This window comes from Streptomyces sp. NPDC002623, from assembly GCF_053592635.1.
In genome coordinates this window covers 157,980-184,332 of the sequence record NZ_JBSFWB010000011.1, presented here as the reverse complement: position 1 = coordinate 184,332, position 26,353 = coordinate 157,980, and the positions used below count along the sequence as shown (strand labels likewise).

Below are 26,353 nucleotides of genomic sequence, written 5' to 3'. Positions count from 1 at the left end.
TTACTTCAAAGTGGGTACTTTCGGTGAGTTAGTGCCGCCCGTAGAGTTAGTACCAGACCCGCTGACCCCCACTAGGAGTTCCTGAGCCATGAGCATCGTCGTCACCGGAGCCACCGGACACCTCGGCCGTCACGTCGTGGAGCAGTTGCTGGAGAAGGTTCCGGCGGAGCAGATCACGGCCGTCGTACGCGACGAGACCAAGGCCGCCGACTTCGCGGCCAAGGGCGTGAAGATCGCCGTCGCGAACTACAACGCCCCCGAGACCTTCGACGGCGTGTTCGCGGCCGGCGACAAGGTGCTGCTGATCTCGGGCAACGAGTTCGACAAGGGCCGCCCGGCCCAGCACCAGGTCGTCATCGACGCCGCGAAGGCGGCCGGGGCCGCGCTGCTCGCGTACACCAGCGCGCCGGGCAGCCTGAGCGCGGCGCTGGCGGACGACCACCGCGCCACCGAGAAGGCGCTGCTCGCCTCCGGTCTGCCGTACGCGCTGCTGCGCAACGGCTGGTACCACGAGAACTACACCGAGCAGCTCGCCCCGGTGCTGGAGCACAACGCGGTCGTGTCCGCCGCCGGTGCGGGCCGGGTCTCCTCCGCCTCCCGCGCGGACTACGCGGCCGCCGCCGTCGCCGTGCTGACCGGCGAGGGCCACGAGAACAAGACGTACGAGCTGGGCGGCGACGAGGCGTGGAGCTTCGCCGAGTACGCGGCCGAGCTGAGCAAGCAGACCGGCAAGGAGATCGCCTACAACGCCGTTCCGGCCGAGGCGCTCATCGGCATCCTGACCGGCGCGGGACTGCCCGAGCAGTTCGCCGCGATCCTGGCCGGCGTGGACACGTCCATCGAGAAGGGCGAGCTGGTCGTGTCGAGCGGTGACCTGTCCCGGCTGGCGGGCCGCCCGACCACTCCGCTCGCCGAGGCGATCACGGCGGCGCTGAAGGGCTGACGAGCTGTCGGACCGAAGGAGTGACGGACTGAAGGGCTGAAGGGCCCCGTAACGGGCCCTTGCTCCGCCCCACCCCTGCCTGTCATGACCGTATAGCGATACGGGCATGACAGACAGGGGTGCTCGGCGTTACCTTCGTCCACGCATGCCTGACGGTGAAAGGGAGGGGCCCCGTGGCCGGGACGTCGAGGAGTGAAGGCCGGATAGGCCTGCTGAACGGCATCGCGGCGTACGGGATGTGGGGCCTGGTGCCCCTCTTCTGGCCGCTGCTCAAGCCGGCCGGCGCGACCGAGATCCTGGCCCACCGCATGGTGTGGTCCCTCGCCTTCGTCGCCGTCGCACTGCTCGTCGTACGACGCTGGGCGTGGGCCGGTGAGCTGCTGCGGCAGCCGCGCCGGCTCGGTCTCGTCGTGATCGCCGCGGCCGTGATCACCGTGAACTGGGGCGTCTACATCTGGGCCGTGAACAGCGGCCATGTCGTCGAGGCGTCGCTCGGCTACTTCATCAATCCGCTGGTCACCATCGCGATGGGCGTACTGATCCTCAAGGAGCGACTGCGGCCCGTGCAGTGGGCGGCGGTCGGCGTCGGCTTCAGCGCGGTGCTGGTCCTGACCATCGGCTACGGCCGCCCGCCGTGGATCTCGCTCTGTCTCGCCTTCTCCTTCGCCACCTACGGGCTGGTGAAGAAGAAGGTCAACCTCGGCGGGGTCGAGTCGCTGACCGCCGAGACCGCCGTGCAGTTCCTGCCCGCGCTGGGCTATCTGCTGTGGCTGTCCGCGCACGGCGACGCCACTTTCACGACCGAGGGCACCGGACACGCGGCCCTGCTCGCCTCCACGGGCATCGTCACCGCACTCCCCCTCGTCTGCTTCGGTGCGGCGGCGATCCGCGTGCCGCTGTCCACGCTGGGCCTGCTGCAGTACATGGCCCCGGTCTTCCAGTTCCTGCTCGGCGTCCTCTACTTCGGCGAGGCCATGCCGGCCGAGCGCTGGGCCGGGTTCGCACTGGTGTGGCTGGCGTTGGTGCTGCTCACGGGGGATGCGTGGCGCTCCTCACGGCGGCCGAAGAAGGTGGCGGCGGCCGAGACGGTGGAGACGGTTCCGGTCGCGGCCTCGGTGCCGCCCGCCGCCGTGGACGTCTGACCTGGGGGCTCTGCCCCCGGACCCCGTTCGATACGACTTGGGGGCTCCCTCTTGTCCGGAATGTGAACCCCGTGTCCTGATAGCGCTCTTGACGTGGCGTCAGTGGCGAGTTCACCATCCTGGAACCCCATTCACTGTGGAGTCTCTGTGATCCGGAGACCCCCGAGGAATTCGGAGCCCCCCACATGCAGTCACCCAAGCTCCCCAGACTCGCCAAGCGTCCCGTTTCCGGACGCACGGCGGCTGTCGGCATCGTTTCGCTTGTCATGCTCCTGACTGGCGGATCGATAGCCGGTGCGGCCCCCGCGCCGCAGGCCACCGCACCCCTGGCCGCCGCACCCCTGGCCGCCGCTCCCGACATCCCGCTGGCCAACGTCAAGGCTCATCTGGCCCAGCTGCAGTCCATCGCCACCGCCAACGGCGGCAACCGCGCCCACGGCCGGACCGGCTACAAGGCCTCGCTCGACTATGTGAAGGCCAAGCTGGACGCCGCCGGGTACACCACCACCATCCAGCAGTTCACCTCGTCTGCCCGCGTCGGCTACAACCTGATCGCCGACTGGCCCGGCGGCGACGCCAACCAGGTGGTCATGGCCGGATCCCACCTCGACAGCGTCACATCGGGGGCCGGCATCAACGACAACGGCTCCGGCTCGGCCGCCGTGCTGGAGACGGCGCTGGCCGTGGCCCGGTCCGGCTACGCGCCCACCAAGCATCTGCGATTCGCCTGGTGGGGCGCGGAGGAACTGGGCCTGGTCGGATCCAGGTACTACGTCAACAACCTGTCCTCCGCGAACCGCGCACGCATCAGCGGCTACCTCAACCTCGACATGGTCGGCTCGCCGAACCCCGGCTACTTCGTCTACGACGACGCCCCGGCCATCGAGCAGACCTTCAAGGACTACTTCGCCGGCCTCGGCATCCCGACGGAGATCGAGACAGAGGGCGACGGCCGCTCCGACCACGCCCCCTTCAAGAACGTGGGCGTGCCGGTGGGCGGCCTGTTCAGCGGTGCCGACTACATCAAGACGGCGGCGCAGGCGGCCAAGTGGGGCGGCACGGCCGGGCTGGCCTTCGACCGCTGCTACCACTCCTCCTGCGACACGACCGCCAACATCAACGACACCGCCCTGGACCGGAACGCGGACGCACTGGCGTACGCGATCTGGAACCTGTCCGCCTGATCACCCGGACGGGACGGGGCCAGACGGGGCCGCCAGACGGGGCCTGACGTGCCGGACCGGCCGGACTCGCCAGACCGGCCAGACCGGCCGGAGTCGCCGTAGCCGCCGGACGACGAGGTGGCTACGCGCCTGCCTTACGGGCGCGTTCCGCCAGGCGGAGCATGCGCGCGCGGGCCGACTCCAGCTGCTCGACGTCGTCGGCGGCCGGTCCCTCCTCGGTGCTGAGCTCCGTCCACAGGCCGAGGAGCTCGGTCCCCAGGTTCAGCCCCTGCAGGGGGTCCCGTACGGCACGCCAGGCCGCCGCCGCGCTCTGGACGTTGCCGTACGCGGCCTCCGCGTCCCGGGCCCGGCGGCGGATACGGGCCAGGTCGAGGGAGACATGGAAGGCACGCAGCGGGTCGCCTGCCAGGTAGGCGATGTACGCGGTGAGTTCGCGTAGCCGGAGCACTTCGGGGTGCTCCGGCCCGAGCGTCCCGGACGCCTCCAGCACGGTCCGCTCCGCGAGGCCGGCCGCGGCGTCTATCCGGCCCGCCCGCACGGCCTCGTTGATCTGCGCCACCGGTTCCCCGAGGAGTGCGGGGACGCCGCCGTCGCCGTGCAGGGCACGGGGATCGTCCCCCAGCACCGCCTCCGCGACGGCGTCGAAGCCGCGGGCGGGGGTGGGCTTGAGGTCGGCCTCGGCGGCGGAGACCGAGTCGGAGATGACCTCGTCGGGGACGAAGGGGGTGGGAGCAGCGGGTGCAGGGGCTGTGGCAGGGGTCGGGAGCGGCAGTGGCAGTGGGATCGGGGTCGAGATGGGGGTGGGGGTAGGGGTAGAGGTAGGGGCAGTGTCCGGGTTCGGCTGCTCGTCCATCTGCGGAGGCGGGCCGAACACGCCCGTCGGAGCGGTGACCGTGCCGAGGGCAGGGACTTCGTCCCAGGGTTCCGGCTTCGCCTCCGGCTCCCGCTCCGGATCGGGCACCGCGCGCAGCGGGAACGTCGGGGCCGTGTCACGCACCGGCTCGGACGCCGGGCGCAGGAAGTGCGTGGGCTTGTCGTGCCGCGGCGGGGAGGGCGGCTGTCCGTCTTCGAGAGGCGCGGGGGCTTCGGGGACGGGCGTGAGGGCTTCGGGGACGGGAGCGGGAACGGGAACGGGAACGGGAGCGGGAGAGGGCTCCTCCTGTGCCGCTGTCGCCGTCGTCACCGCCGATGTCGCCGTCGGCGTCGTCACCGCTGCCGTCGCCGCCACCGCCGGTGTGCGCAGGGGCTCCGCCGTGAAGTGGCTGGAGCCGTCCGGTTCCACCCGCAGGGGGACGACGTAACCGATGCGTTCGTCGTGGACCGTGGCGAGGACCGGGTGGCCGGTGGCGAGGGCGATGCGGTGGAGGTGGCTCAGGACGGCGCGCTGGATCTCCTCGCCTTCGACCGCCGTGACCGGTACGCCGCCTATCGTCGCCGTCCCACCCCCGCGGACATGGACATCGAGCGGTGCCACCACGGCGGCCGGGCGGCCGGGGTGCTGCTGTTCCCGCTTCTTCTCGCGGCTGAGTCGAGACATCGGTTCCTCACTCGGATGCGTCGTCACGATCCGGTCGTCCAGGTACGCGTGCGTGGCACGTACTGTTGAGTCTCTCCGAGCGCTCCCGGTCCGCGCGTCACCACGACGTCACAGCCTCGTTCCAGGAACCCACGCCCCGCTCCCCGGGGCCGCCCCGGGACCACCAGGATCAGGGTGCGTCCCGGAGGGACGGCGACGACTGGGAGGAACACGGGGATGCGGACGACGGACGGGCAGCGGGGGCCGGAGATCTGGATCCGCGGACCGGTGGCCGCACCGGATCCGGTGCCCATGCCGTACACGTCCACCGCCACGCCCCGCCGCTTCTCGTGGGTCGCCACGCACGGCGGGGCCGGCAGCTCCACCCTCGCCGCGGTCTACGGCGGCCACGACTGCGGGCGGGAATGGCCCGGCGCGGGCGATCCCCCGTCCGTGTTGCTCGTCGGCCGTACGCATGCGGCCGGGCTGGAGTCCGTCCTACGGACCCTGGAGGTCTTCCGGCGCGGGGCGGCTCCTCAGGGGCTCGACCTCGACGCGGTCGTACTCGTCGCAGACGCGCCGGGCCGGCTGCCGCGCCCGCTCGTCCAGCGGGTGCGGGTGATCGAATCGGTGATCGACGTGTACCGCGTCCCGTGGGTGACGAACTGGCGTCTCGGCGACCTGGCCGGAAGCCCGCCGAGGGAGACGGAACCGCTGTCCCGGCTCACGGGGGCGGTGAGCGGGAGGGTTCGCTGAGGCCGGGCACCGGAGGCGGGCCTGTGGAGTGGCCTCCGGCCGTCGAGATCGCCGCGGGCGTACGCGCGGGGCGGCTGCGGGCCGTGGACGTCGTCGGCGAGGCGCTCGGACGGATCGCCCGCATCGACCGCTCGCTGTGCGCCTTCGCCGAGGTGTGGGAGGAGCGGGCGGAGGGGTGGGCGCGGGCGGTCGACGAGCGGGTCGGGTCGGGCGAATCGCCGCCGCTGTCGCTGTCGCTGCCGCTGGCAGGTGTGCCGATCGGGGTGAAGGGGCGTCACGGGCTGCGTGCGGCGGCCCCGTTGATCGCCGCCGGATGCGTGCCCGTGGGGGCGACCGCCGTACCCGGACCCGGCACCCCGTGGCAGACCTGGGGCCTCGGAACCCACGGCCGTACCGTCAACCCCTGGCGCGCCGACCGCACACCGGGCGGCTCCTCGGCCGGCTCCGCGGCGGCGGTGGCCGCCGGCCTCGTCCCCCTCGCGACCGGCAGCGACGGCGCGGGCTCGGTACGCATCCCGGCCGCGTGGTGCGGCGTGATCGGCCTCAAGACGACCAACGGACGACCGCTGCCCGGGGACGGCACGGGGCTGACCGCGCCGGGTGTGCTCGTGCGGTACGCGGAGGATGCCGAGGCCTGGTGGCGGGTCATGGTCGCGGAGGCGGGGTCGGGGGCGGGGGCGGAGCTCTCGGGGCGGGCTTCGGGTTCAGCGGCGGGTTCAGTCGCGGGCTCTGCGGCGGACGTAGAGGCGGGCGTAGGAGCGGGCGTAGGAGCGGGTTCCGAGGCGGGCGGACGGGCGGTTACGGTGCCGCCGCCGACCGCCGTCTTCTCCCCCGGCCTCGGCTTCGCCGACCCCGACCCCGAGCCGCTCGCCCTCGCCCGCGCCGCCGCCGAGCGCCTCGCCGAGGCCGGTGTCGTCCGACTGCTGCCGTCCGACGCGCGTCTGCGGCTGGCGGACCCCGGCCCGGCCTGGCTCGCGCTGCGCACCCCGGGCGCGGACCTCCGCGCGGCCGAACGGGTCCGGGAGGCGAACGACCTGCTGCTGGCCGGCCTCTTCTCCGGCGCCGACCTGCTGCTGACGCCCACGACCCCCAACGCCGCGCACGGTCACGAAGGCCCCGGCGACCGCTACTCGACGGCGCTGACCTGGGCGTTCAACCTGAGCGGGCACCCGGCGATCAGCCTCCCGGCGGGGGTCGGCGCGGACGGCTGCCCGGTGGGGTTGCAGATGGTCGCGGCGCACGGCGGGGAGATATCGCTGCTGGCGGCCGCGCGAGCGCCCGGAGCCGAGCCTGCCCGCCCCCAGAGCCCGCTGAACCCGCTGAACCCGCTGAACCCACCGCCATAAATGATTGCGCACACATTTAATGCAGAGGCATACTATCGTCGTACGCCGACTACCTGGGGGATCGGATCATGACGACGCAGACGACGCAGACGACGCACCGCAGCTTCCTGTTCGTGCTGGGCAGCAGCCGACCGGACGGCAACACCGAGTCACTGGCCCGCAAGGCCGCCGAGCAGTTGCCCTCCGACGTCGAGCAGACGTGGATCAGCCTGGCCGCACACCCCTTGCCCGACTTCGCGGACCTGCGGCACGACAGCGACCACGTCCGCCCCACCGAAGGCAGCACGGCGCTGCTGCTCGACGCCACGCTCGCCGCGACGGACATCGTGATCGCGTCCCCGCTGTACTGGTACTCGGTCTCCGCCCAGACCAAGCGCTACCTGGACCACTGGTCGGGCTGGCTGCGCACCCCCGGCCTCGACTTCAAGGCGACGCTCGCCGGGCGCACCCTCTGGGGCGTCACCGTGCTCGCGGACGACCAGCCCCTGGTCGCCGACCCGCTCGTCGGCACGCTCAACAACTCGGCCGCGTACCTGAAGATGCGGTTCGGCGGGGTGCTGCTCGGCAACGGCAGCAAGCCGGACGACGTCCTGACGGACACCGAGGCGCTGACCCGCGCGAAGACGTTCTTCGCACAGGAGGCACCGGTGGCCCGCTTCCTGTACGAGAGCGAGTCACCCCGCTGACGCCTACGCCGTGATGTCCTTCGTCGTGAAGCGCGCCCAGGCCGCCGAGCCGAAGACGGCCGCGTAGAGGGCCTGGATGCCGAGGTTCTTCTGCAGGTCGTCCCAGTAGACCGGCTCGCGCATGAGGTCGGCGAAGGACAGCCAGTAGTGCGAGAAGAAGTACGGCTGGAGCGCGTGGAGTTGGGGGATCTGGTCGAGGATCTGGATCGTGATCAGCAGACCCACCGTCGTGGCCATCGCGGCGATGCCGCTGCTCGTGAGCGTGGAGACGAACAGGCCGAGCGCCGCCACGCCCATGAGGGACGCGGCGACGACCAGGGCGATCAGCAGCGCCCGGAGCAGTCCGTCGGCGAAGTCGATCCGGGTGCCGGAGATCGTGGTCAGGTCGCCCAGCGGGAAGAGCAACGCGCCGACCGTCAGCGCCGACAGCGCGACCACGAGTGTGGCCGCCAGACAGAAGGTCATGACGGTCGCGTACTTGGCCAGCAGGAGGCGGGTGCGGCCGGCGGGGGCGACGAGGAGGTAGCGGAGCGTCCCCGCGTTCGACTCTCCGGCGATCGAGTCGCCCGCGACGACGCCGATCGCCATCGGCAGGAAGAACGGCAGCGTCACGGCCAGCGCGGTGAAGACCAGGAACAGGCCGTTGTTGGTGACCTGCGAGATGAACGCGGGACCCCCGCCGCCCCCGCCTCCTCCGCCACCGGGCCCGGCGGACGAGCCGTCGCTCGTCTCGATCTTCACCGCGATCCCGACCAGGATCGGCACCGCTGCCAGCACGCCCAGCAGCGCGAGCGTGCGCCAGCGTCTGAAGGTGGTCAGCAGTTCATTGCGGAGGATTCCGAACGTCCAGGTCCAAGTCCAGGTCGAGGCCCGGGCCGAGGTCGGGGTCGGGGTCGGGGTCCGGGTCGGGGTCCGGGTCGGCGTCTGCGCGGAGCTCCGGCTCTCCCCCGCCCCTTCCAGCTCCTCCGTTTCAGCCTGCGACATCGAAACCCTCCCCCGTGAGCGCCACGAACGCGTCCTCCAAGGAAGCCCGTTCGACGGCGAAGCCACGGACGCGGACGCCCGCCGTCACCAACGCGGCGTTCAGGTCGGCGAGATCGTGGTCCGGCGGCGGAGCCTCCGCGCTCACGAGATCCTCGCCGACGACGACGTCGCTCGTGCCCTGTTCCTTCAGCACCCGGGCCGCGTCCGCGGGGTCCGGGGTCGTCACGACCAGTCGGCCGCGTGTCCCCGCCGCGAGGTCCGCCACCGGTCCCTGGACGATCAACCGGCCCTGCGCCATCACCGCCGCGTGGGTGCACACCTGCTCGATCTCGTCGAGCAGGTGCGAGGAGAGGAACACGGTCGTGCCTTCGGACGCCAACTCCCGGATCAGCGAACGGATTTCGCGCATTCCCTGTGGATCGAGGCCGTTGGTCGGCTCGTCGAGGACGAGCAGGCGGCGGGGCTGGAGGAGGGCGGCGGCGAGGCCCAGGCGCTGTTTCATGCCGAGCGAGTACGCCTTCGCCTTCTTGCCGGCGGCGGCCGTCAGCCCGACCCGCTCCAGCGTCGCCGTGACGCGCGCCCGCCGGGTGCGCGGGTCGGCCGTCGGGTCGGCGGCGTCGTAGCGGAGCAGGTTGTCGCGGCCGGAGAGGAAGCCGTAGAGGGCGGGGCCCTCGATGAGGGCCCCGACGTGCGGCAGCACGGTGCGCGCGGCCCTCGGCATGGGTTGCCCCAGGACGCGGGCCGAGCCGGCCGTGGGCTCGATGAGCCCCATCAGCATGCGGATGGTGGTGGTCTTGCCGGAGCCGTTGGGACCGAGGAAGCCGAAGACGCTGCCCGCGGGGACGGTCAGGTCGAGGCCGTCGACGGCGAGTTGGCCGCCGCGGTAGCGCTTGGTGAGGGCGCGGGTGTGGATGACGGCTTCGCCATCGCCGTTCTCGCCGTCGCCGCCGTCATCGTCCATGGACGCCCTCACCGAACCCCCGATCCTCAGTACCCGAAGTACCCGTAGTACCCGTAGTACCCCTACTTCGCCGCGTTCGCCGCCTTCACAAGGGCGTCCTTGGTGACCGCGCCGACGTAGACCTTTCCGTCGTCAGTCATCAGGGCGTTGATCAGGCGGGTGGAGAAGACGGTTCCGGAACCGAACTTGCCGCTCACCTTGTCGCCGAAGGAGTCGAGGAAGCCGCCGAGGTCGCCGCCGACCTCGGAGCCCGAGGGCACGCCCTCGCCGCCGGTGTCGAAGGTGGCGATGGAGGTCCAGCCCTCACCGATGACGGTGGGACCGCCGGTGTCGCCGAGATCCGCCTCGAGGTCCTTCCCGAGGTCCTTCCCGAGGTCGTCGGACTTGCCGGAGTGCCCGGGGGCCGGCTTCACCGCGCCGCCTTCGTCCCACGGACCGCCTTCGTCCCATGTGCCGGCCTCGTCGGCCGCGTCGGCCTCGGTGACCTTCGCGCCCTTGGGGACGGTGAAGTCGAAGGTGGAGGCGGCGGGCTTGGCGAAGCTGACCTGGGTGAAGCCCGCGTCCACGACGGCGGCGCCGCCGCTCGCCGGGGTCAGCGTGAACTTCAGCGGCAGGCCCGTCTTCGCGTCCACGGCCACGCTGATGGCGCCGACCGTGGAACCGGACTGCTTCGGCTTGACCAGCAGCTTGTAGGCATCGCGGCCGGCGACGTGGACGGTGCCGTCGACGGTCACGGACGTCGTGTCGTCGACCGCCTTCAGGGCGTCCTCGGTGAGGTCCTTGGGCGTGGCGGGAACGGGGGTCTCGGCCTCGTCGGAGCTCTCGTCGACGGTGGAGTGATAGACCTCGTTGGAGGCGCTGTCGTACCCCCACACGTCCTTGCCGTTGTGGATGAGGCTGTATTCGGCGGCGTTCTCCAGCAGCGAGAGCTTCTGCCTGTCCGGGCCGTCGGCGGCGACGCGCAGGGTGTGCGTGCCGGAGGCGAGCTCGGTGAGCTTGGCGGACGGATCGGCGGACGATCCGTCACCGCCCTGCTGCGCGACGCCGGAGAGGAGACCGCTCTCCAGCCCGCCGAGGTCGGGCAGCCCGAGATCGGTGCTGATCTTCACGGTCCCGGACAGCTGCTGTACGTCCGAGGCGGCGATCTTGTCGAGGAGTTGCTGTGCGGTGATCTTCGGCAGGTCGGGGTCGCCGGAGTCGGCGAGCGCCGGGACCAGCCCGATCGTCGCCGCCGCGACACCGATCACGGTGACCGGGACGACGTACCGCACTGCCTTGCGCCGCCCGAGGCGCAGCTCGTCGGCGTCCCCACCGGTCGCGTACCCAGCGGTCGCGTCCACGCCGGTCGTGGTGTCGTCGGATGCCTTCGGTGCCATGTGTGCCTTACCTCCGTCGTCGGCGGCGGCTGGTCATCTCGCGCTGAAGTTCCCCACCCCAAGCCGCCATTCTCACCCGAATCGGTGAGGAGTGGTGTTTTCCGTGGTTCCCATCTGACCAAATCCACTCTTCGGAAGCGTCAACCCGGGGACTCAACTCCACGTACACCTCCGGTATGACACAACGCGCCGAGACCACGCCCGACCCGTAGGGGTCGGCGGGCGGTGGGCGGGCTGGGACGGGGCGGAGACCGGTGGGCGGAGACCGGTGGGCGGAGACCGGTGGGTGGGGTCAGCCGGCTCGGTGGACCACGGCGTCGCAGAGTTCCATCAGCGCCGCCTTGGAGTCGCACTCCCGCAACGGCGCCAACGCGGCCCGCGCGTCCTTCGCGTACCGCACCGTGTCCCGGCGGGCCTGTTCCAGCGCCGGGTGGGCCCGGAGCGCCTCCAGGGCCTCGGCGAGCCGGGCATCGTCGCTCAGGTCGGAGTCCAGCAGCTCGCACAGGGCGATGTCCTCGGGCAGCGACAACCGCGCCGCCCGCTCCCGCAGCCGCAGCACCGGCAGCGTGGGAACGCCCTCGCGAAGGTCCGTCCCGGGCGTCTTTCCCGACTCGCGCGAGTCGGAGGCGATGTCCAGGACGTCGTCCGCCAGCTGGAAGGCGACGCCCAGCCGCTCGCCGTACTGCGTCAGCACGTCGACGACCGTCTCGTCGGCGCCCGACATCATCGCCCCGAAGCGGCAGGCGACCGCCACCAGCGAGCCCGTCTTGCCGCCGAGCACGTCGAGGTAGTGCTCGACCGGGTCGCGCCCGTCCGTCGGCCCTGCCGTCTCCAGGATCTGTCCGGTGACCAGCCGCTCGAACGCCTCCGCCTGCACCCGAACCGCCTCCGGCCCGAGGTCGGCCAGGATGTGGGAGGCGCGCGCGAAGAGGAAGTCACCCGTGAGGACGGCGACGGAGTTCCCCCAGCGGGCGTTCGCGCTGGGCACCCCGCGCCGCACGGCGGCCTCGTCCATCACGTCGTCGTGGTACAGCGTGGCCAGATGGGTGAGCTCCACGACCACGGCCGACGGCACGATCCCCGGCGCGTACGGGTCCCCGAACTGCGAGGCGAGCACCACGAGCAGCGGCCGGAACCGCTTCCCGCCCGCCCGTACGAGGTGCTGGGCAGCCTCCGTGATGAACGGAACCTCACTCTTGGTGGCCTCGAGCAAGCCTTCCTCGACAGCCGCCAATCCGGCCTGGACATCGGCTTCCAGAGCCTGGTCCCGCACGCTCAGCCCGAACGGCCCGACGACGGTCACGAGGGGTCTCCTGTCTGCTGGTGTCTACTGGCGATTACGCGGTTTGTCGATAGGTCGCTGCCATCACTCAAGTCAGCGTATCCGGTCACGTTTCGATCACCGATAGCCCCCACGTCCCGCAGGCTCGAATGGGCCCGCCGAGGAGGCGTCGCGCCGGGTCTGCCGACGCCGGATCCGGCCCGTTATGTTTCTGATCAGCCCATATGAACGAACACCTATCGAGTTACCAGGTAGTAGTGATTCATGCCTGCCGGGTGATCCAGGGGCGCCCCGCGACCGTTTCCCGCCACGCGCGGGCGGGCGCGCCGCCTGGCGCCCCGCACCGCGAGGCCTCCCGCGTCGTCGGATCGACGAAATCCATGAGCGACAAAATGGACACATGGGAACGGATGGCAGCAAAGCGCTGAGAATTCCAGGCCCACCCCTTTGCCGCTCCTTTAACTATGAGTTGGGAACAATGCCCGATTCGCCACTCTTGTGATTGCTGGTGAGTTGGCTCACTCCCGGCACCGAGCCGCCCCCCGCACGCCATCCACCATTTCCCCGCGCCCCTCAAGCAAGTTGGGGCTTTGCACCCACAAAGGATCAAGCACCCCATAGGGCACAGACCAAGGTCAATAGGGGTGATCTGTGAATCCGCTACTTGTTCCGGACATGTGCTCTCGCATACGTTCCCGGCCTGTCGGGCGGACGCCGAATCCTGCCGCCGCCCGAAACACCCATCGAGAACCGCACGGCAGGAGCGGGGGAACCAGGTAGGCCGCCGAATCGAAATTCTGGACGTCTTGGATTTTCAGGATGTTTCGGACACTTCGGTACGGCTTGGGGTGAAGTCGCATCCGTCAGGACGCGGCCGGGCAGCTCCCGCCCGAACCCGACAGCTCACCTCGCAGGCGCCGGAGAGGAACTTCGTCATGTCCGCTGCCGCTCAGCCGCGCCGCGCCCGCCGTACCCGTCTCGCCCGCACGCTCGCCGTCGCCGCCACCGGCGCGGCCGTGCTCGCCCTTCCGATCATCGGCTCCACCACCGCCTCCGCGGCCACGCCGACCGTCACCACCGCCTCCAGCCTCGGCTACGCCAACAACCTCGACGGCTGGATCCGCGCCTCGCTCCAGGTCATGGCGCAGCACGGCATCCCGGGGACGTACAACGGCATCTACCGCAACGTCATCCGCGAGTCCTCCGGCAACCCCAACGCCATCAATCTCTGGGACTCCAACGCGGCCGCGGGCATCCCGTCCAAGGGACTGCTCCAGGTCATCGACCCGACCTTCCGCGCCTACCACGTCGCCGGCACGTCGTGGAACTCCTACGACCCGGTCGCCAACATCACCGCCGCCTGCAACTACGCGGCCGCGCGCTACGGCTCGATCGACAACGTGTTCGGCGCGTACTGACAGAACCCCCTACGGGACCTACAGGCCCTGATGGTCCTACGGGACCTAGGGGTCCTACGGGAACAGTCTTTCGAGGACGACGGCCACGCCGTCGTCCTCGTTCGACGTCGTCACCTCGTCGGCCACGGCCTTGAGCTCGGGATGGGCGTTGGCCATGGCGACACCGTGCGCGGCCCAGTCGAACATCGGGATGTCGTTGGGCATGTCCCCGAACGCGACGGTGTCCTCGGGCCGCAGACCCAGGTGTTCGGCGGCCAGTGCCAGGCCCGTCGCCTTGGTGATCCCGCAGGGCTGCAGCTCGACCGTGCCCGGCCCCGACATGGTGACGGTGGCGAGCGAGCCGACCACCGAGCGGGCCGTCGCCGCCAGCTCGTCGTCGGACAGCGTGGGATGGCGCAGCAGCACCTTGCTGATCGGCTCGCACCACAGATCGTCGCGTCGGTCGACGCGCAGGGCGGGCAGTGTCGGGTGCGGCATCCGGTAGCCCGGCTCGATGAGCGTCAGTCCGTCGACGCCGTCCTGGTCGACGGCCGCGTACAGCTGCCCGACCTCCGCCTCGATCTTGCCGAGCGCGGTCTCCGCCAGCTCCCGGTCCAGCGTGACCGACCACAGCAGACGGTCCGCGCCGGCGTCGTACAACTGCGCGCCCTGTCCGCACACCGCGAGCCCCCTGCTGTGCAGGCGGTCGAGGAGCGGCCGGACCCGGGGCGCGGGCCGTCCCGTCACCACCAGGTGGCGTGCGCCGGCGGCCGTCACCCGCGCGAGGGCGTCGAGCGACCGGTCGGAGAAGGTGTCGTCGCCGCGGAGCAGCGTTCCGTCCAGGTCGGTGGCGATCAGGGAGTACGCGGTGCGCGCGGCATATGCGAGGGGTGCGGCCATGATCAGAGAATACGGATCCCGCGCCCCCCGGGTTCGACGCAAACCGAACGACGGCCAGGTCCTGTCCTGTTCTGCCAACTCCCCTTTAAAAGAAACGGCTTTCTGACGCGTTGCCGGGTAGTGGACGGTTAAAGGCCTCTGCACCGGTTGGCAACAACATGGGACGCTACCTACCGCGACGCCCGGGTGGAGCGGTACCGTCCAGGTGTCCAGGGGGGACTTGATCGGGGGGTCAGGTTGAGCAGTGGGCGCATTCGTGTGCTGAGGCCACAGGACCTCGGCGAGGGGGAGAGGGAGCGGTGGCGGGCACTGCGTGCCGCGTCGACGCTTCCGCGAAACCCCTTCATGGAACCGGAATTCACCGACGCCGTGGGCCGCGTGCGGCCACGCGCACGTGTGGCGGTGGTCTACGAGGGGCGCGAGCCGGTCGGCTTCCTGCCCCACGAGCGGGGCAGGCTCGGCCAGGGCCAGGCCCTCGCCTACGGCGTCTCGGACGCGCAGGGCGCGGTGCTGGCCCCGGGCCTCGGACTGAACGCCGCCGAACTGATGCGGGCGTGCTCCCTGACGAGCTTCGCCTTCGACAATCTGGAGGCGGAGCAGGGGCTGTTCCTTCCGCACGCGGCCGAGGAGTACGCCGCCTATGTCATCGACGTCGAAAAGGGTTACGAGACCTACGAGTCCGTCCTGCGCGCGCAGTCGCCGAAGTTCCTGAAGACGACCCTCGCCAAGGAGCGCAAGCTCGGCCGGCAGGTCGGGGAGCTGCGGTTCGTGTTCGACGAACGCGACCCGGCCGCGCTGCGCACGCTCATGGGCTGGAAGTCCGCGCAGTACCGCAGGACCGGTCGCCGGGACCGGTTCGCCCAGGAGTGGATCACCCGGCTCGTGGACGCGCTGGCCGAGACACGCGCACCGGACTGCTCCGGCACGCTGTCCGTCCTCTACGCGGGTGAGCGGCCCATCGCCGCGCACTTCGGACTGCGTTCGTCGACCGTCCTGGCCTGCTGGTTCCCGTCGTACGACCCGGAGTTCGCGAAGTTCTCGCCCGGTCTCGTGCTGCATCTGCGGATGGCCGAGTCGGCCGCCGCGGAGGGCATCGGCCTGCTCGACCTGGGGCGCGGCGCGGCCGAGTACAAGGACTCGCTGAAGACCGGGGAGATACCCGTGTTCGAGGGAGCGTGGACGCGTCCGGGGGTGGGCGCCGCGCTCTACTGGCTCAGCCGTGAACCGTCCCGCCGCGCGCACCACTTCGTACGCAACCGGCCGAGGCTCGCCGCAACGGCCGCACGGACCTTGAAGGGCGCGGGTCGGCTGCGCCGGTCGTGACGGTCATGGGACTAGGGCCTGTCCGGCGGATCAGGTCGGAGGAAAGCAGCGGTGACTCATCAACACACGTGAGCGGGGTCTGGTGCGTTCAACTGCAAGGCGGAGGAGGGCGACGACGCGGAGCGTCGGCAACCGACGACAACGCCGCAGGTGGGCGTGCCAGACCCCGCGTCTCCGGCATGATCCGCCGGACAGGCTCTAGGGGGGTTCGTGTTCCGCGCAAGAGGTGTGCCGCACGCGATCGTGCGGCAGGAGATCGTGCAGCAGGAGATACAGAGATTCCTCGACATCCGGCCGGTGCAGGTCGCCGAGCTCGAGCTGGACGAGGGGGGCGTGCTCAGACCCGGACCGGGCAGCCCGCCGCTCACGCACGGCGAGGTGTTCGTGCTGGTCAGGAGGGGTGGGCGACCGGTCGGAACGCTGCTCGGGCACGTGCCGGAGGGGGCCGACCCGAAGGCCGTCCTCATGGATCTCGCCGCTCGTGAAACAGCCGGGGCGTCGGCGGGGCCCGCAGACCGGGCCCGGACGGGGCCCGCAGACCCGCCCGCCCCGACGCCGACGCCGGCACCGACGCCGGCCCCTATAGCCGTGTCGATGTCGACGCCCGTGCCGTCCACGACTGTCGTCGTCGCCACGCGCGAACGGACCGGGAAGCTCGCCCACGCGCTCGACTCGCTCCTCGCCCAGGACCACCCCGACTTCGAGATCCTCGTCGTCGACAACGCGCCCGTCACCGACTCGACCCGGGATCTGGTCGAACGCAAGTACGCCGAGCGGGTGCGGTACGTGACCGAGCCGGTGCCCGGTCTCGCCGTCGCGCACAACAAGGGCGTCGAGGCCGCGCACGGCGAGGTGATCGCCTTCACCGACGACGACGTCGTGGCGGACCCACGCTGGCTCACCGAACTCACCGCGCCCTTCGTCTCCGACCCCGGTCTCGGCTGCACCACCGGCCTGATCCTGCCGGCCCGGCTGCGCACCCCTGCGCAGGTCCTCCTCGAGAGCCACGGCGGCTTCGCCAAGGGCTTCACGGCACGCACCTACGACCCGCACGACCCGCCCGCCGACGAGCCGCTGTTCCCCTTCACCGCGGGCCGCTTCGGCTCCGGCGCCAGCATGGCCTTCCGCACGGAGGTGCTGCGGGCGGTCGGCGGCTTCGACCCTGCGACGGGTGCGGGCACGCGCGCGCGTGGCGGCGACGACCTCTACGGGTTCGTCCGTGTCCTGGCCGCGGGCCATCGTCTGCACTACACCCCGCAGGCCCTGGTCTGGCACCACCACCGGGAGACCTGGCGGGACCTGGAGACCCAGGCGTACGGCTACGGCGCCGGCCTCACCGCCTACCTCACGGCGATCCTCGTCAACCGCCCCGGCCTGCTGCCCGCCTTCCTGGCCCGGCTGCCCCGCGGGCTGGCGTACGCCCGGACGCTGACGGCGAGCCGGGAGGCGGAGGTCTCCGCCGGAAACACGGAGAGCTCCGCAGGAAATGCGGGGGGCTCCGCAGGAAATGCGGGCGGCATTCCCGGCGGCCACGACGACCGGACGCACGCCTGGCCCGGACGGCTGTCCCGGCTCCAGCGGCGCGGCATGCTCTACGGGCCGGTGGGCTATCTACGAGCCCGGCGCGCGCTGCGGAGCGCTGCACGATCGATCGGTGCGGGCTGATGGCGGGGGCCGCGCACAGAGGCGGTGCGGGCAGCGGAGGCGGCACGGGCAGCGAAGACGACGGGGTCGGCGACGGGCTCGGTGCGGCCGGTGGGGTCGACGGGGTCGGCGGGGTCGGCGGGGTCGGCGGGGTCGGCGGGGTCGGCGGGGTCGGCGGGGTCGGCAACAGCATCCCCGTGTTCCTCTACCACGCCGTGATGGAGGACCCGCCCGACTGGATCGCCGAGTTCACCGTCAGTCCGAAGCAGTTCGGCGCGCACCTGGACGCCGTCGTCGACAGCGGACGTACGCCCGTCACGATCAGCGCGCTCGCCGACCACCTCGCGGGGCGGGCGCCGCTGCCGCCCCGGCCGGTGCTGCTCACCTTCGACGACGGCTTCGCCGACCTGCCCGGTGCGACCGCCGAGGCGCTGGCCGGTCGCGGGCTGTCCGCCACCGCCTATCTCACGACCGGCGCCATCGCCCCGGGCGGGCGCAGCCTGCTGCCGCCCGCCCCGATGATGACGCTGGCGCAGGCGTCGCAGCTGGAGCAGTACGGGATGGAGGTCGGCAGCCACACCGTCACGCACGCGCAGCTGGACACGCTCGCGCCCCGGGCGCTCGCGCACGAGCTGAGGGCGTCGCGCTCGGTGCTGGAGGACGCCCTCGGCCGCCGCGTCCGCCATCTCGCCTACCCGCACGGCTACAACAGCGGCCGGGTGCGGCGCATGGCGGCCGCCGCGGGCTACGAGACGGCCACCGCCGTGCGGCACGCGCTCAGTTCGGACCGCGACGAGCTCTACCGCATCGCCCGGCTCATCGTGCGCCGCGGCCACACCCTCGCCGATGTCGAGGACTGGCTGGCGGGCTCCGGCGCCCGGGTCGCCCCGTATCGGGACGGGCCGAAGACGGTCGGCTGGCGGTGGTACCGCCGCGCCCGCGCCGTCGTACAGGGGCCGATGTTCGCAGGTTGAACAGGGTTCGACGATTTTGGTGTGAAAAGAAGAGAAAATTCCTATAGTTGACCTGAGGGAGGGGAGCCTCGACGTGCCACAACACGTGCCCGTACCGAGCACCGAGAGCAGCGAGCTGCCCACCCCCGAGCTCTCCACCGGACCGGGCGGTCCGGGCCCCGGCGGTCCGGCCCCGGCCGGACGCGACGACCGCAGTTCGCGGCGGTGGTGGCGGATCCCGCGCCGTCCGCCGGACGCGGCCCTGCTGACACTGCTCCTCGCCGCCGGGCTCTGGGTGTACGCGCTGCCGCGCATCGGCTTCCGGGAGATGGGCGACTACGGCCTGCTGGACCGCCTCCCGGCCGCCTACTACCTCTCGTTGCTGGTCCTCACGGCGGGCTTCGTCCTCAGTCTGCGGCGGGCGGGCACCGCGCCCTGGTGGCCGGCCGCGCACTGCGCCGCGCTCCTGTTCGCGCTCAAGGCGCCGCCCGCGGTGCTGTACGACGCGGTGCGCTATCCGTGGGCCTCGAAGCACGACGCGATCGTCAACACGCTCCTCGCCAACGGTGAACTGCGACCGGGCGCGTCGCTCTCGGGCAACATGTCCGCCTACGACCAGTGGCCGGGGTTCTTCACGCTCAACGCGGGCCTGGTGCGGGCCTTCGGCGTGCAGAGCGCCGCCGCCTACGCCAACTGGGCGCCGATCGTCGTCGGCCTGCTCATGATGCCGGTGCTGGTCCTGATCTACCGCACCTTCTGCGAGGACTGGCGGCTGATCTGGGCCGCCGTCTGGATCTTCCAGCTCGCCAACTGGGTGGGCCAGGACTACTTCGCCCCGCAGGCGCTCGCCTACCTGCTCCATCTGACGGTCCTCGCGGTGGTGCTGCGGCACTTCGTGCGGCCGGGCTCCGCCGGGCGGCTGCGGGACCGCACCTACCTCGACCCGGTGGCCGCCCCCGTCCCGCCGCCCACGGGGCCCAGGCAACGCGCGGTGTGCGTGGTGATCCTGGCCCCGCTGATCGCCGCCATCAACGCCACGCACCAGCTCACCCCGGTGATGCTCACCATCTGTCTGCTCGCGCTCAGCTTCACCCGCCGCTACCGCAACTACGGGCTGCTGGTCGTCGCCGCGCTGCTGATGCTCACCTGGGACCTGACCATGGGGCGGCCGCTGTTCGTCGAGACGCTCTCCACCATCAGGAAGTCGATCGGCGAGCTGACGGAGAACTCCCGCGCGGGCTACGCGGGGCAGCTCACCGGACCAGGCCCCGAACTCGCGGGCACCGCCAACGTGGCGATGGTGCTCGCCATCGCCGTCCTCGCCGGGGCCGCCGTGGTGCTGCGGCGCCGGCTGACCCGCAGCGCGCTGCCGCTGCTGCTGGTGTCCGTCGCCCCGGTGCCGCTGTTCGCCGTCAACGACTACGGCGGCGAGATGCTCTTCCGCGTCTATCTGTTCGCCCTGCCCGGTGGCGCCTTCTTCGCCGCCGCCGCGCTGGTGCCGGCCGTCGCGGGGACCCACCGCAGCAGGGCGAAGGCGCTGCGGCGCAGGATCGCGGCCGTCGCCCTGCCGGCCGTCCTGCTGGTGCTGCTGGCCGGCTTCCTGCCGTCGTACTACGGCAAGGAGAAGATGTTCTACACGCCGCCCGAGGAGACCGCGCTGGTCACGAAGACCTTGGACGACGCACCGGACGGCTCGTTGATCCTCGCCACCAGCGGTTCCTTCCCGCAGGCGCTCCACCGCTACGACCGACTCGACCACTGGTTCTTCGCCGAACAGGCGCTGCCGGACAACGAGAAGATGCTGGAGGATCCGGCCGCCTACCTGGCCGAGGGAATCCCGCCGGGCGAGAAGGCGTATGTCGTCCTCACCCGCACCCAGGACATCTACACCGCCGGAGAGGGTCTGCTGCCGCCCGGCGGCTTCGAGACGCTGCGCTGGAAGCTGTCCGTCTCGCCGCTCTTCCGGACCATCGAGAGCCATCCGTACGGCGTCGTCCTGGAGTACCGCCCAGCCACTCCGTGACCGACCCCGATGACTGACCCCAAGGTGATCGAAGTGACGACCCCGAACTCCGCGGACATCGACAACACCGACGGCATCGACGGCATCGACGGCATCGACGGCGCCGAAGAGAACAAGGGTGCGATGGGCGCCATGCGCGCAAGGGGCACCTCGACTCATCTCAGAGTCCTCGTCGCGGCCTCCGGCTGGCTCGCGCTGGCCGCCACCGCCGTTCCCGGCCCCTCTCCGCTGCGTTGGATCCCGGTCCTGCTCTTCGTCCTGTTCGGCCCGGGCTGCGCGGCGCTGTATCCGCAGCCGGGCGGGCTGGCCTCCGGCGCCAGGCTGGAGGCCATCGCGCTCGCCGCGCCCGTCAGCCTCTCGCTCGGCGTACTCACCGCCACCTCGCTGTTCCTGGTGCAGGGCTTCTCGATGACCGCGTTCCTCGTCTCGCTCGCCGGCTTCACCACGGTCACCGCAGCCCTGCCGGGGCTGCCGCTGCCCGCCGCCCGGCGCGGCGCGGTCGAACGGGCCAAGGTCAGGCGCAGGCCCTCCGCCGGCAGTGACATATGACAGGACGACACCGGCTGCGCGGACCACGCAAGCCGCCCGAGTCGTACGGGGTGAGGGGCATGGGCGCGGGTCCGGGGAGCGGGATGGACTTAAAGGGTGGCACCGGGGGTGGCATGGCGAGTGGCATGGGGGGTGGCACCGGGGGTGGCATGGGGAGTGGCACAGGGGGCTCGAGGCGCACCTACACGGCCGTGGTGCTGGTGGCGGTCGCCGCGCTGATCGCCGGGCTCGGCATCTGGGCCAGCCGGCCCGAGGACCCGGTGTCCCGCGCGGACGCCCTGCCCGACAACGCGGCCTCGGGCGAGCTGCCCACCGGTCCCTGCGCTCCCACCGACGCCCTGATCCCGCCCTGCGGCGCCTGGTGGGGCGCCGCCGTGCCGTACGCCGAGAACGGCTCGCTCAAGGACGCCGTGCTCGGCTTCGAGAAGCGGATCGGCCGCAAGCTCGACCTCGTCTACAACTACCACGACATGTCGGGCACCGAGCTCGACGGGGAACTGCTCACCCCCGAGGAACAGGAACTCGGCAAGGACCGGCTGCTGATGCTGGCCTGGGAGTCCACCGTATGGACCGAGCCGCACCACGAGAACTGGACGGAGACCCAACTCGGCTGGAAGAACATCGCCTCCGGGAAGCTCGACAAGAAGATCCTGGATCCGCAGATCCAACGCATCAAGGCCTACGGCAAACGGGTCTTCCTCTCCTTCGACCAGGAGACCGACGCCCGTATCAAGGAGGGCGCCGGCACCCCGGCGGAGTTCGTGGCGGCCTACCGCCATGTTCGCGACCGGTTCCGTGAACTGGGCGCCGACAACGTCGTGTGGGTGTGGACCGTCTCCGGCTACCTCGGCAGCGCGGCCGACATGAAGGCGCTCTACCCCGGCGACGAGTACGTCGACTGGATCGCCATGGACCAGTACAACTACTACCAGTGCCACGGCACCACCGACTGGAAGGACTTCCTGCGCAGCCAACAGCCCAGCTACGAGTGGCTGCGCGAGAACATCAGCGACGAAAAGCCCGTCATGCTCGCGGAGTTCGCCACCGCGCCGGACGCCGGCGCCCCGCAGCGCCAGCGTGACTGGTACACCCAGATCCCCGCCGCCGTGAAGAAGCTCCCCGATGTGAAGGCGCTGGTGCACTGGAACCGGCCGACCTCCGAGCAGGCCGCGTGCGATCTGACCGTCAACAAGGGCCCGGGTCTCGAGGGCTACCGCGAAGCGGGCAAGAACAGCTACTTCCACCAGCCGATCCCACCCCGCTGACAGCCATCTAGCCAGCGGCCTTCCCGCCGGCAGCAGCCCTGGCCCCCTGACGGCCGTCACAAATAGCGGCCGTTACGTCACGTCACGTCGGGCGGCCGTCACATCACGGCCGTCACACCGGCGGCCGTCCTGCCGGTAGCCGTCTCGTCGGCAGCTCTTCCACGACCCTGGTCCCGGTACCGCTCCCGCTCCTGCTCCCGCTTTCCCCCTCGCGCTCGCTCTCGTCGGCAGCTGTCCGTTCGGCACCGGCGGCTCCCCCTTCGGACGCGGCAGCTCTCCCGTCGGTAGCGCTCCGCGCCCGGGCCGCCGCGGCCGCCTTCGCACGGGCCCGGGCGGAAAGCGACGCGACCACTGCGGCGACCCCTGCGGCAAGGACCAGGACGACGAACGCGGGCACGGCGATCGGCGCAAGCTCCTGCCGCCACACCCAGCCGCCCAGCGCGAGGAGATACAGGACCCCCCAGCGCCCCGGCCACGTCAAGCGCCTGCCCACGCGCGTGAGCAGCAGCCACAGCGGTATGAGGGACAACAGCTGCGCGACCGGCGGTGCCCAGCGCAGCAGCGGCTCGGGGCCGTCGAGCCCGACGCCCTCCGCGAGGAAACGGGCCGTCTCTGCGTACAACGTCCCACTCACCGGCGTCGGTTCCCAGCCGAAGGCCACGGGTACGGCGTACAGGGCGAGCAGGACCGAGCCCAGCGCCGTCCCCGGCAGCCACGCGCCGCGCGCGGACCGCAGCGTCACCGAGCCGACGAACACCACCAGCAGCAGGCCCCCCGCGACGAGCCCCACGAGCGGCAGGGCCGCCAGCAGCTGACGCCCGGTCAGTACGTCCGCGGAGGGGCCGTCGAGCCACGGCAGATCGCGCAGCGCCGTCCAGTAGACGCCGGTGGCCACGCCGAGCAGCCCCCACAGGACGCCTGCCGTCCACCGCTCCCGGGCCGGGGCCGTGGCCCGGGCCCCGGCCGACGAGTCACGGTCCACCGCAGCCTCCCCGATCAGCCCGTCCTGCCCCTCCGCCTTCTCCTCGGCCTTCTCCTCCGTCCCGGATCCGTGCGGCCGTACGATCAGCGCCAGCGTGTCCGCCTGCAGCGCCTCGCGTTCGTACCCTGGCCGCCCTATGAACAGCGTGACCGTGTCCTCGTCGACGCCCTCACGCTCGTATGCCGCCCGGCGCGCCCAGTTCGTGCCGTATCCGGCCGTGCCGTACCCGGCGGTGGCGTTCAGCCGCGCCCAGCGGGTGCCGTAGGCCGGGGCGGCGCCGGACCGGCCGGCGGGCACGCGGTCGGTCCGGCGCAGCGCCGAGCGCAGACCGAAGGCGGAGACGGCGGCGATCAGGGTCATGCTGAGCAGCACCGCCCAGCCCGCGCCCGCGATCCCGGCCGGGGCGAACAGCACGGCCGCGCTCCCCAGCACCAGCGTGCACATGGCGCCCTGGAGCGCGGCGAGCACTCCGGTCCGGCCCTGCACACGCAGCACCCCGATGTAGAGCTCGACCACGACCCTGGGCAGCGCCCCCGCCGCCAGCAGCCTCAGGACGGTGGTGCCGTGCTCCGCGTAGTCCTCGTTGAACGGCAGCAGGATCTGCGGGGCGAACACGACCAGCACCAGCACCACCGGCACCAGCAGCAACGTCATCCGGCGCAGCGCCCCCCGCACGCCGTCGGCGAGATGGCGCGGGTCGTGCGAGGCGTGCGCGGTGAGCGAGGAGGCCATGTTGATGGCCATGAACTCCATCGTGCCGCCGACGGTGTACGCCACGTAGAAGTAGCCGTTCTCCGCCGCACTGAAGCGCACGGCGACCATCACCGGCAGCAGGTTGATCATCGCAAGGCTGAACAGCGCGCCCAGCGAGTCCCCTGCCAGGAAGCGGCCCATCTCGCGCAGTTGCGGAGGTTCCAGGTCGCGGTCGGCGGCGGCCTGGCGCGGGATCAGCCGACGGAAGATCAACCAGCCCAGCGGGAGCGTCGAGAACGCGATCGCGACGGCCCACGACACGAAGATGCCGAGCACCGGCAGCGCGGTCGCGAAGAAGACCAGCAGGATCAGCTTGCCGATCGAGAACACCGCGTTGCCGACGGGCACCCACCCCGATCTGCGCAGCCCGGTGAGCACCCCGTCCTGAAGCGTCAGCAGCGCCCATGCCACGCACGCGACGACGAACGTCGCCCCCGCGGCTGCCGTGCCGAGCGGCGCGTACGTCGCCCCCCACAGATCGAGAGTCAGCAGGAAGACGAAGGCGGCTACGGCGACGACCACCGAACTGACCGCGTACGCCCGCCACACCAGCGAGCCGGTGGCCCGGCCGGCACGTGGCACGAAACGGACGACGGCGCCGATCATCGTCGTCGCCGTGATGCTGGCGAGGAGCCGCATCGCCGCGATCGCGGCCGAGCCCTGCCCGACCGCCTCCTCGGAGTAGTAGCGCGCGGCCACCAGCCAGAAGCCCAGGCCCAGCACGGCGGAGACGCCCGTGCTGAGCATCAGGAAGTAGGCGTTCCGGAACAGCGAGTCGGAGCCCCGGCCGCTGTCGGCCGGCGTCGGACCGGTCGTCTCCTTTCCGGCGGCCGGCGCCGACGGCTCGGGTGCCTGGATCTCGGCCTGCGTCTCAGCCACGGGTCGGCTCCAGCCCTCCCGGCGCCTCGGCCGGCCGTATACCGGACGCCTGGAGCACCTCGACGACCTGTCTGGCCCGCAGCGGATCCACGGGCAGCGCGTGCCGGGCGAACCAGCGGGCGCCGGCGGGATCGGGCGAGGGGTCGGTGAAGGCGGGACCGGCGTAGTCGTCCAGGGGCGGGTCATAGAGATACCCGACGACGATGCCCCGCCGCGCGAGCGCCGCCCTCGCGGCATCCCGGTCGGCGACGAACAGGGGTACCCGGAACAGGGGTTGGACGCGGTCGGCACGGGGTGTGCCGGGCTGTGCCCACGGTGTGGACGACAGCAGCTCCGTGCCCGCCCGGCAGGCCGCCAGCACCTCGTCCAGGTGGTCGAGCTTGCGGGCGATGCGGCCCGCTCTCAGCGGTCCTGAACGCAGCCGGTAGTCGTGCATGTCGACGCGGATCCACGAATCGTGTGCGGCCAGGTCCGGCGCGGCCTCGACGGCTCCGGCCAGCTCGGCCGGCCGCAGCGGCATCCGGATCCCTTCCCGTTCCATCAGCCCGAGCAGTCGCATCGTGGCCCAGGCGGCCCGCCGCAGCCGCAGCCCCCGCACGGTCGCCTCCGCGTAGGGCCGGACGGTGTAGGCGAGTTCCGCCGTGAACCGCCCCGGCAGCAGCAGGTCGTCGCAGGTCTTCTCCAGGGCCTCGCGCAGCCCCGGGTCGGCACAGGCCAGGAACCCCCCGGCCTTGGCGCCGACATGCTTGGACAGGCTGAAGACGGAGGCGTCGCCCCAGGCCCCGACCGGTCGGCCACCCACCTCGCTGCCGATCGCGTGTGCCCCGTCCTCGAACAACGGGATGCCCAGCGCGTCGCACTTCTCCCGCAGGCGCGGCGTGTCGTCCGGATTGCCGTACAGATTCGTCGTGAGCACGCCGGACAGCGAGCCCCACACCTCGTCGGGCACCGCATCGACGTCGATCGACGCGTCCAGCGGGTTCAACGGCGCCTGCACGGGCCGCAGGCCGGCCGCGAGCACGACGAAGAAGATCACGTCGTCGTTGACCGGCGACATCAGCACGCGTCCGCCGGGCGGGCACCAGTGGCGCAAGGCCACGAAGAGCCCGAATCTGCACGACGGCACGTACACGCATTCCCGGCCGAGTCTGTCGCGCATGGTCGCTTCCAGCCGCTTCGGCCTTGAGCCACGCCGCGCCGACCCGAGGCCGGCCTCCCCTATGGCCATCCGCCCCCCAGTTGTGCCTGGGGAAGGCCCCCTCCCCGAGGCCTTCCAGCACCCGCCCAGAGTCTCCCCTTTCGCACCGCTCCGTCAAGAATGCGACCCGGCCCGCGGACGGCTTCCGGTGAGCGTCCGGATGCGGGGCGCTGCGGGCCGAACCGCCTCGCCGGCCCTGCGCCCATGTCACTTCCACCAGGTCAGCCGTAACCTGTGGCGCGGCTCGGCGCACCCGCGCGACATCCGCTCGGCGTCCGGCGAGCACGACCTGGCGAGTTTCAGAGAGCGCA

21 protein-coding genes and 1 riboswitch are annotated in these 26,353 nt (G+C 71.6%); of the genes, 13 read left to right on the top strand and 8 right to left on the bottom strand.

Annotated features, from left to right (window positions below):
- Positions 1–88 precede the first annotated feature (88 nt).
- The 3 genes from ACWD4O_RS21755 to ACWD4O_RS21745 all read left to right on the top strand — a co-directional run bounded on the left by ACWD4O_RS21755 (position 89) and on the right by ACWD4O_RS21745 (position 3,269).
- Positions 89–943, top strand: a complete 855-nt coding sequence (locus ACWD4O_RS21755; RefSeq protein WP_451281989.1) for an NAD(P)H-binding protein — start codon at positions 89–91, stop codon at positions 941–943.
- Positions 944–1,116: 173 nt separating this feature from the next.
- Positions 1,117–2,085, top strand: a complete 969-nt coding sequence (rarD, locus tag ACWD4O_RS21750; protein WP_451281987.1) for an EamA family transporter RarD — start codon at positions 1,117–1,119, stop codon at positions 2,083–2,085.
- Positions 2,086–2,351: 266 nt separating this feature from the next.
- Positions 2,352–3,269 (top strand): M28 family metallopeptidase, encoded by a 918-nt coding sequence (locus tag ACWD4O_RS21745; RefSeq protein WP_451281985.1) that lies wholly within the window; start codon positions 2,352–2,354, stop codon positions 3,267–3,269.
- Between the two features lie 121 nt (positions 3,270–3,390).
- Here the strand turns inward: ACWD4O_RS21745 and ACWD4O_RS21740 are convergent, their stop codons facing one another.
- Positions 3,391–4,806, bottom strand: coding sequence for a tetratricopeptide repeat protein (locus tag ACWD4O_RS21740; RefSeq protein WP_451281983.1), 1,416 nt, complete (start codon positions 4,804–4,806; stop codon positions 3,391–3,393).
- Between the two features lie 216 nt (positions 4,807–5,022).
- Between ACWD4O_RS21740 and ACWD4O_RS21735 the strand changes: the two genes are divergently transcribed.
- The 3 genes from ACWD4O_RS21735 to ACWD4O_RS21725 all read left to right on the top strand — a co-directional run bounded on the left by ACWD4O_RS21735 (position 5,023) and on the right by ACWD4O_RS21725 (position 7,573).
- Positions 5,023–5,541: a DUF6668 family protein gene (locus ACWD4O_RS21735; RefSeq protein WP_451281981.1), complete on the top strand. Its 519-nt coding sequence runs from the start codon at positions 5,023–5,025 to the stop codon at positions 5,539–5,541.
- A 23-nt stretch (positions 5,542–5,564) separates the two neighbouring features.
- Positions 5,565–6,887, top strand: coding sequence for an amidase family protein (locus ACWD4O_RS21730; protein ID WP_451281979.1), 1,323 nt, complete (start codon positions 5,565–5,567; stop codon positions 6,885–6,887).
- Positions 6,888–6,955: 68 nt separating this feature from the next.
- Positions 6,956–7,573, top strand: coding sequence for a flavodoxin family protein (locus ACWD4O_RS21725; RefSeq protein WP_451281977.1), 618 nt, complete (start codon positions 6,956–6,958; stop codon positions 7,571–7,573).
- A 3-nt stretch (positions 7,574–7,576) separates the two neighbouring features.
- Here the strand turns inward: ACWD4O_RS21725 and ACWD4O_RS21720 are convergent, their stop codons facing one another.
- The 4 genes from ACWD4O_RS21720 to ACWD4O_RS21705 form a co-directional block, all read right to left on the bottom strand.
- Positions 7,577–8,557 carry an ABC transporter permease gene (locus tag ACWD4O_RS21720; RefSeq protein WP_451281975.1) on the bottom strand — a complete coding sequence of 327 codons (981 nt, stop codon included), beginning with the start codon at positions 8,555–8,557 and terminating at the stop codon, positions 7,577–7,579.
- The gene (locus tag ACWD4O_RS21715) at positions 8,544–9,518 is read right to left on the bottom strand and encodes an ABC transporter ATP-binding protein (protein ID WP_451281973.1); all 975 of its coding nucleotides are present in this window, start codon (positions 9,516–9,518) and stop codon (positions 8,544–8,546) included. Before ACWD4O_RS21715 ends, ACWD4O_RS21720 begins: the two co-directional genes overlap by 14 nt.
- Positions 9,519–9,580: 62 nt before the next feature.
- Positions 9,581–10,894, bottom strand: a complete 1,314-nt coding sequence (locus ACWD4O_RS21710) for a LolA family protein (protein WP_451281971.1) — start codon at positions 10,892–10,894, stop codon at positions 9,581–9,583.
- Positions 10,895–11,186: 292 nt separating this feature from the next.
- Entirely contained in the window at positions 11,187–12,197 is a 1,011-nt protein-coding gene (locus ACWD4O_RS21705; protein WP_351904043.1) for a polyprenyl synthetase family protein, read from the bottom strand.
- A gap of 697 nt (positions 12,198–12,894) precedes the next feature.
- Positions 12,895–13,108: riboswitch (cyclic di-AMP (ydaO/yuaA leader) on the top strand.
- 3 nt (positions 13,109–13,111) lie between these two features.
- Here ACWD4O_RS21705 and ACWD4O_RS21700 point away from each other — a divergent pair.
- Positions 13,112–13,594, top strand: coding sequence for a transglycosylase SLT domain-containing protein (locus ACWD4O_RS21700; protein ID WP_451281969.1), 483 nt, complete (start codon positions 13,112–13,114; stop codon positions 13,592–13,594).
- A 54-nt stretch (positions 13,595–13,648) separates the two neighbouring features.
- Here ACWD4O_RS21700 and ACWD4O_RS21695 read toward each other — a convergent pair whose 3' ends face one another.
- Positions 13,649–14,473 (bottom strand): HAD family hydrolase, encoded by an 825-nt coding sequence (locus ACWD4O_RS21695; RefSeq protein ID WP_451281967.1) that lies wholly within the window; start codon positions 14,471–14,473, stop codon positions 13,649–13,651.
- Between the two features lie 258 nt (positions 14,474–14,731).
- Between ACWD4O_RS21695 and ACWD4O_RS21690 the strand changes: the two genes are divergently transcribed.
- The 6 genes from ACWD4O_RS21690 to ACWD4O_RS21665 all read left to right on the top strand — a co-directional run bounded on the left by ACWD4O_RS21690 (position 14,732) and on the right by ACWD4O_RS21665 (position 22,230).
- Positions 14,732–15,796, top strand: a complete 1,065-nt coding sequence (locus ACWD4O_RS21690) for a GNAT family N-acetyltransferase (RefSeq protein ID WP_451281965.1) — start codon at positions 14,732–14,734, stop codon at positions 15,794–15,796.
- A 297-nt stretch (positions 15,797–16,093) separates the two neighbouring features.
- Positions 16,094–17,461 carry a glycosyltransferase gene (locus ACWD4O_RS21685; RefSeq protein WP_451282160.1) on the top strand — a complete coding sequence of 456 codons (1,368 nt, stop codon included), beginning with the start codon at positions 16,094–16,096 and terminating at the stop codon, positions 17,459–17,461.
- A gap of 176 nt (positions 17,462–17,637) precedes the next feature.
- Positions 17,638–18,414, top strand: coding sequence for a polysaccharide deacetylase family protein (locus ACWD4O_RS21680; RefSeq protein ID WP_451282158.1), 777 nt, complete (start codon positions 17,638–17,640; stop codon positions 18,412–18,414).
- A gap of 73 nt (positions 18,415–18,487) precedes the next feature.
- Positions 18,488–20,416 (top strand): hypothetical protein, encoded by a 1,929-nt coding sequence (locus ACWD4O_RS21675; RefSeq protein WP_451281963.1) that lies wholly within the window; start codon positions 18,488–18,490, stop codon positions 20,414–20,416.
- Positions 20,417–20,449: 33 nt separating this feature from the next.
- A complete protein-coding gene (locus tag ACWD4O_RS21670; protein WP_451281961.1) occupies positions 20,450–20,965 on the top strand; it encodes a hypothetical protein in 516 nt (171 codons plus the stop codon).
- A gap of 149 nt (positions 20,966–21,114) precedes the next feature.
- A complete protein-coding gene (locus tag ACWD4O_RS21665) occupies positions 21,115–22,230 on the top strand; it encodes a glycoside hydrolase family 26 protein (protein WP_451281959.1) in 1,116 nt (371 codons plus the stop codon).
- A 112-nt stretch (positions 22,231–22,342) separates the two neighbouring features.
- Here the strand turns inward: ACWD4O_RS21665 and ACWD4O_RS21660 are convergent, their stop codons facing one another.
- Positions 22,343–24,844, bottom strand: coding sequence for a lipopolysaccharide biosynthesis protein (locus ACWD4O_RS21660; RefSeq protein ID WP_451281957.1), 2,502 nt, complete (start codon positions 24,842–24,844; stop codon positions 22,343–22,345).
- Positions 24,837–26,072, bottom strand: coding sequence for a DegT/DnrJ/EryC1/StrS family aminotransferase (locus ACWD4O_RS21655; protein ID WP_451281956.1), 1,236 nt, complete (start codon positions 26,070–26,072; stop codon positions 24,837–24,839). Before ACWD4O_RS21655 ends, ACWD4O_RS21660 begins: the two co-directional genes overlap by 8 nt.
- Positions 26,073–26,353 lie beyond the last annotated feature (281 nt).

Bases quoted from the DNA above. Each gene is read 5' to 3' on its own strand.
- ACWD4O_RS21725 (WP_451281977.1), top strand. From the start codon at position 6,956: ATGACGACGCAGACGACGCAGACGACGCACCGCAGCTTCCTGTTCGTG.
- ACWD4O_RS21655 (WP_451281956.1), bottom strand. From the start codon at position 26,072: ATGGCCATAGGGGAGGCCGGCCTCGGGTCGGCGCGGCGTGGCTCAAGG.
- ACWD4O_RS21720 (WP_451281975.1), bottom strand. From the start codon at position 8,557: ATGTCGCAGGCTGAAACGGAGGAGCTGGAAGGGGCGGGGGAGAGCCGG.
- ACWD4O_RS21735 (WP_451281981.1), top strand. From the start codon at position 5,023: ATGCGGACGACGGACGGGCAGCGGGGGCCGGAGATCTGGATCCGCGGA.
- ACWD4O_RS21740 (WP_451281983.1), bottom strand. From the start codon at position 4,806: ATGTCTCGACTCAGCCGCGAGAAGAAGCGGGAACAGCAGCACCCCGGC.
- ACWD4O_RS21700 (WP_451281969.1), top strand. From the start codon at position 13,112: ATGTCCGCTGCCGCTCAGCCGCGCCGCGCCCGCCGTACCCGTCTCGCC.
- ACWD4O_RS21710 (WP_451281971.1), bottom strand. From the start codon at position 10,894: ATGGCACCGAAGGCATCCGACGACACCACGACCGGCGTGGACGCGACC.
- ACWD4O_RS21665 (WP_451281959.1), top strand. From the start codon at position 21,115: ATGGGGAGTGGCACAGGGGGCTCGAGGCGCACCTACACGGCCGTGGTG.
- ACWD4O_RS21715 (WP_451281973.1), bottom strand. From the start codon at position 9,518: ATGGACGATGACGGCGGCGACGGCGAGAACGGCGATGGCGAAGCCGTC.
- ACWD4O_RS21755 (WP_451281989.1), top strand. From the start codon at position 89: ATGAGCATCGTCGTCACCGGAGCCACCGGACACCTCGGCCGTCACGTC.
- ACWD4O_RS21695 (WP_451281967.1), bottom strand. From the start codon at position 14,473: ATGGCCGCACCCCTCGCATATGCCGCGCGCACCGCGTACTCCCTGATC.
- ACWD4O_RS21745 (WP_451281985.1), top strand. From the start codon at position 2,352: ATGCTCCTGACTGGCGGATCGATAGCCGGTGCGGCCCCCGCGCCGCAG.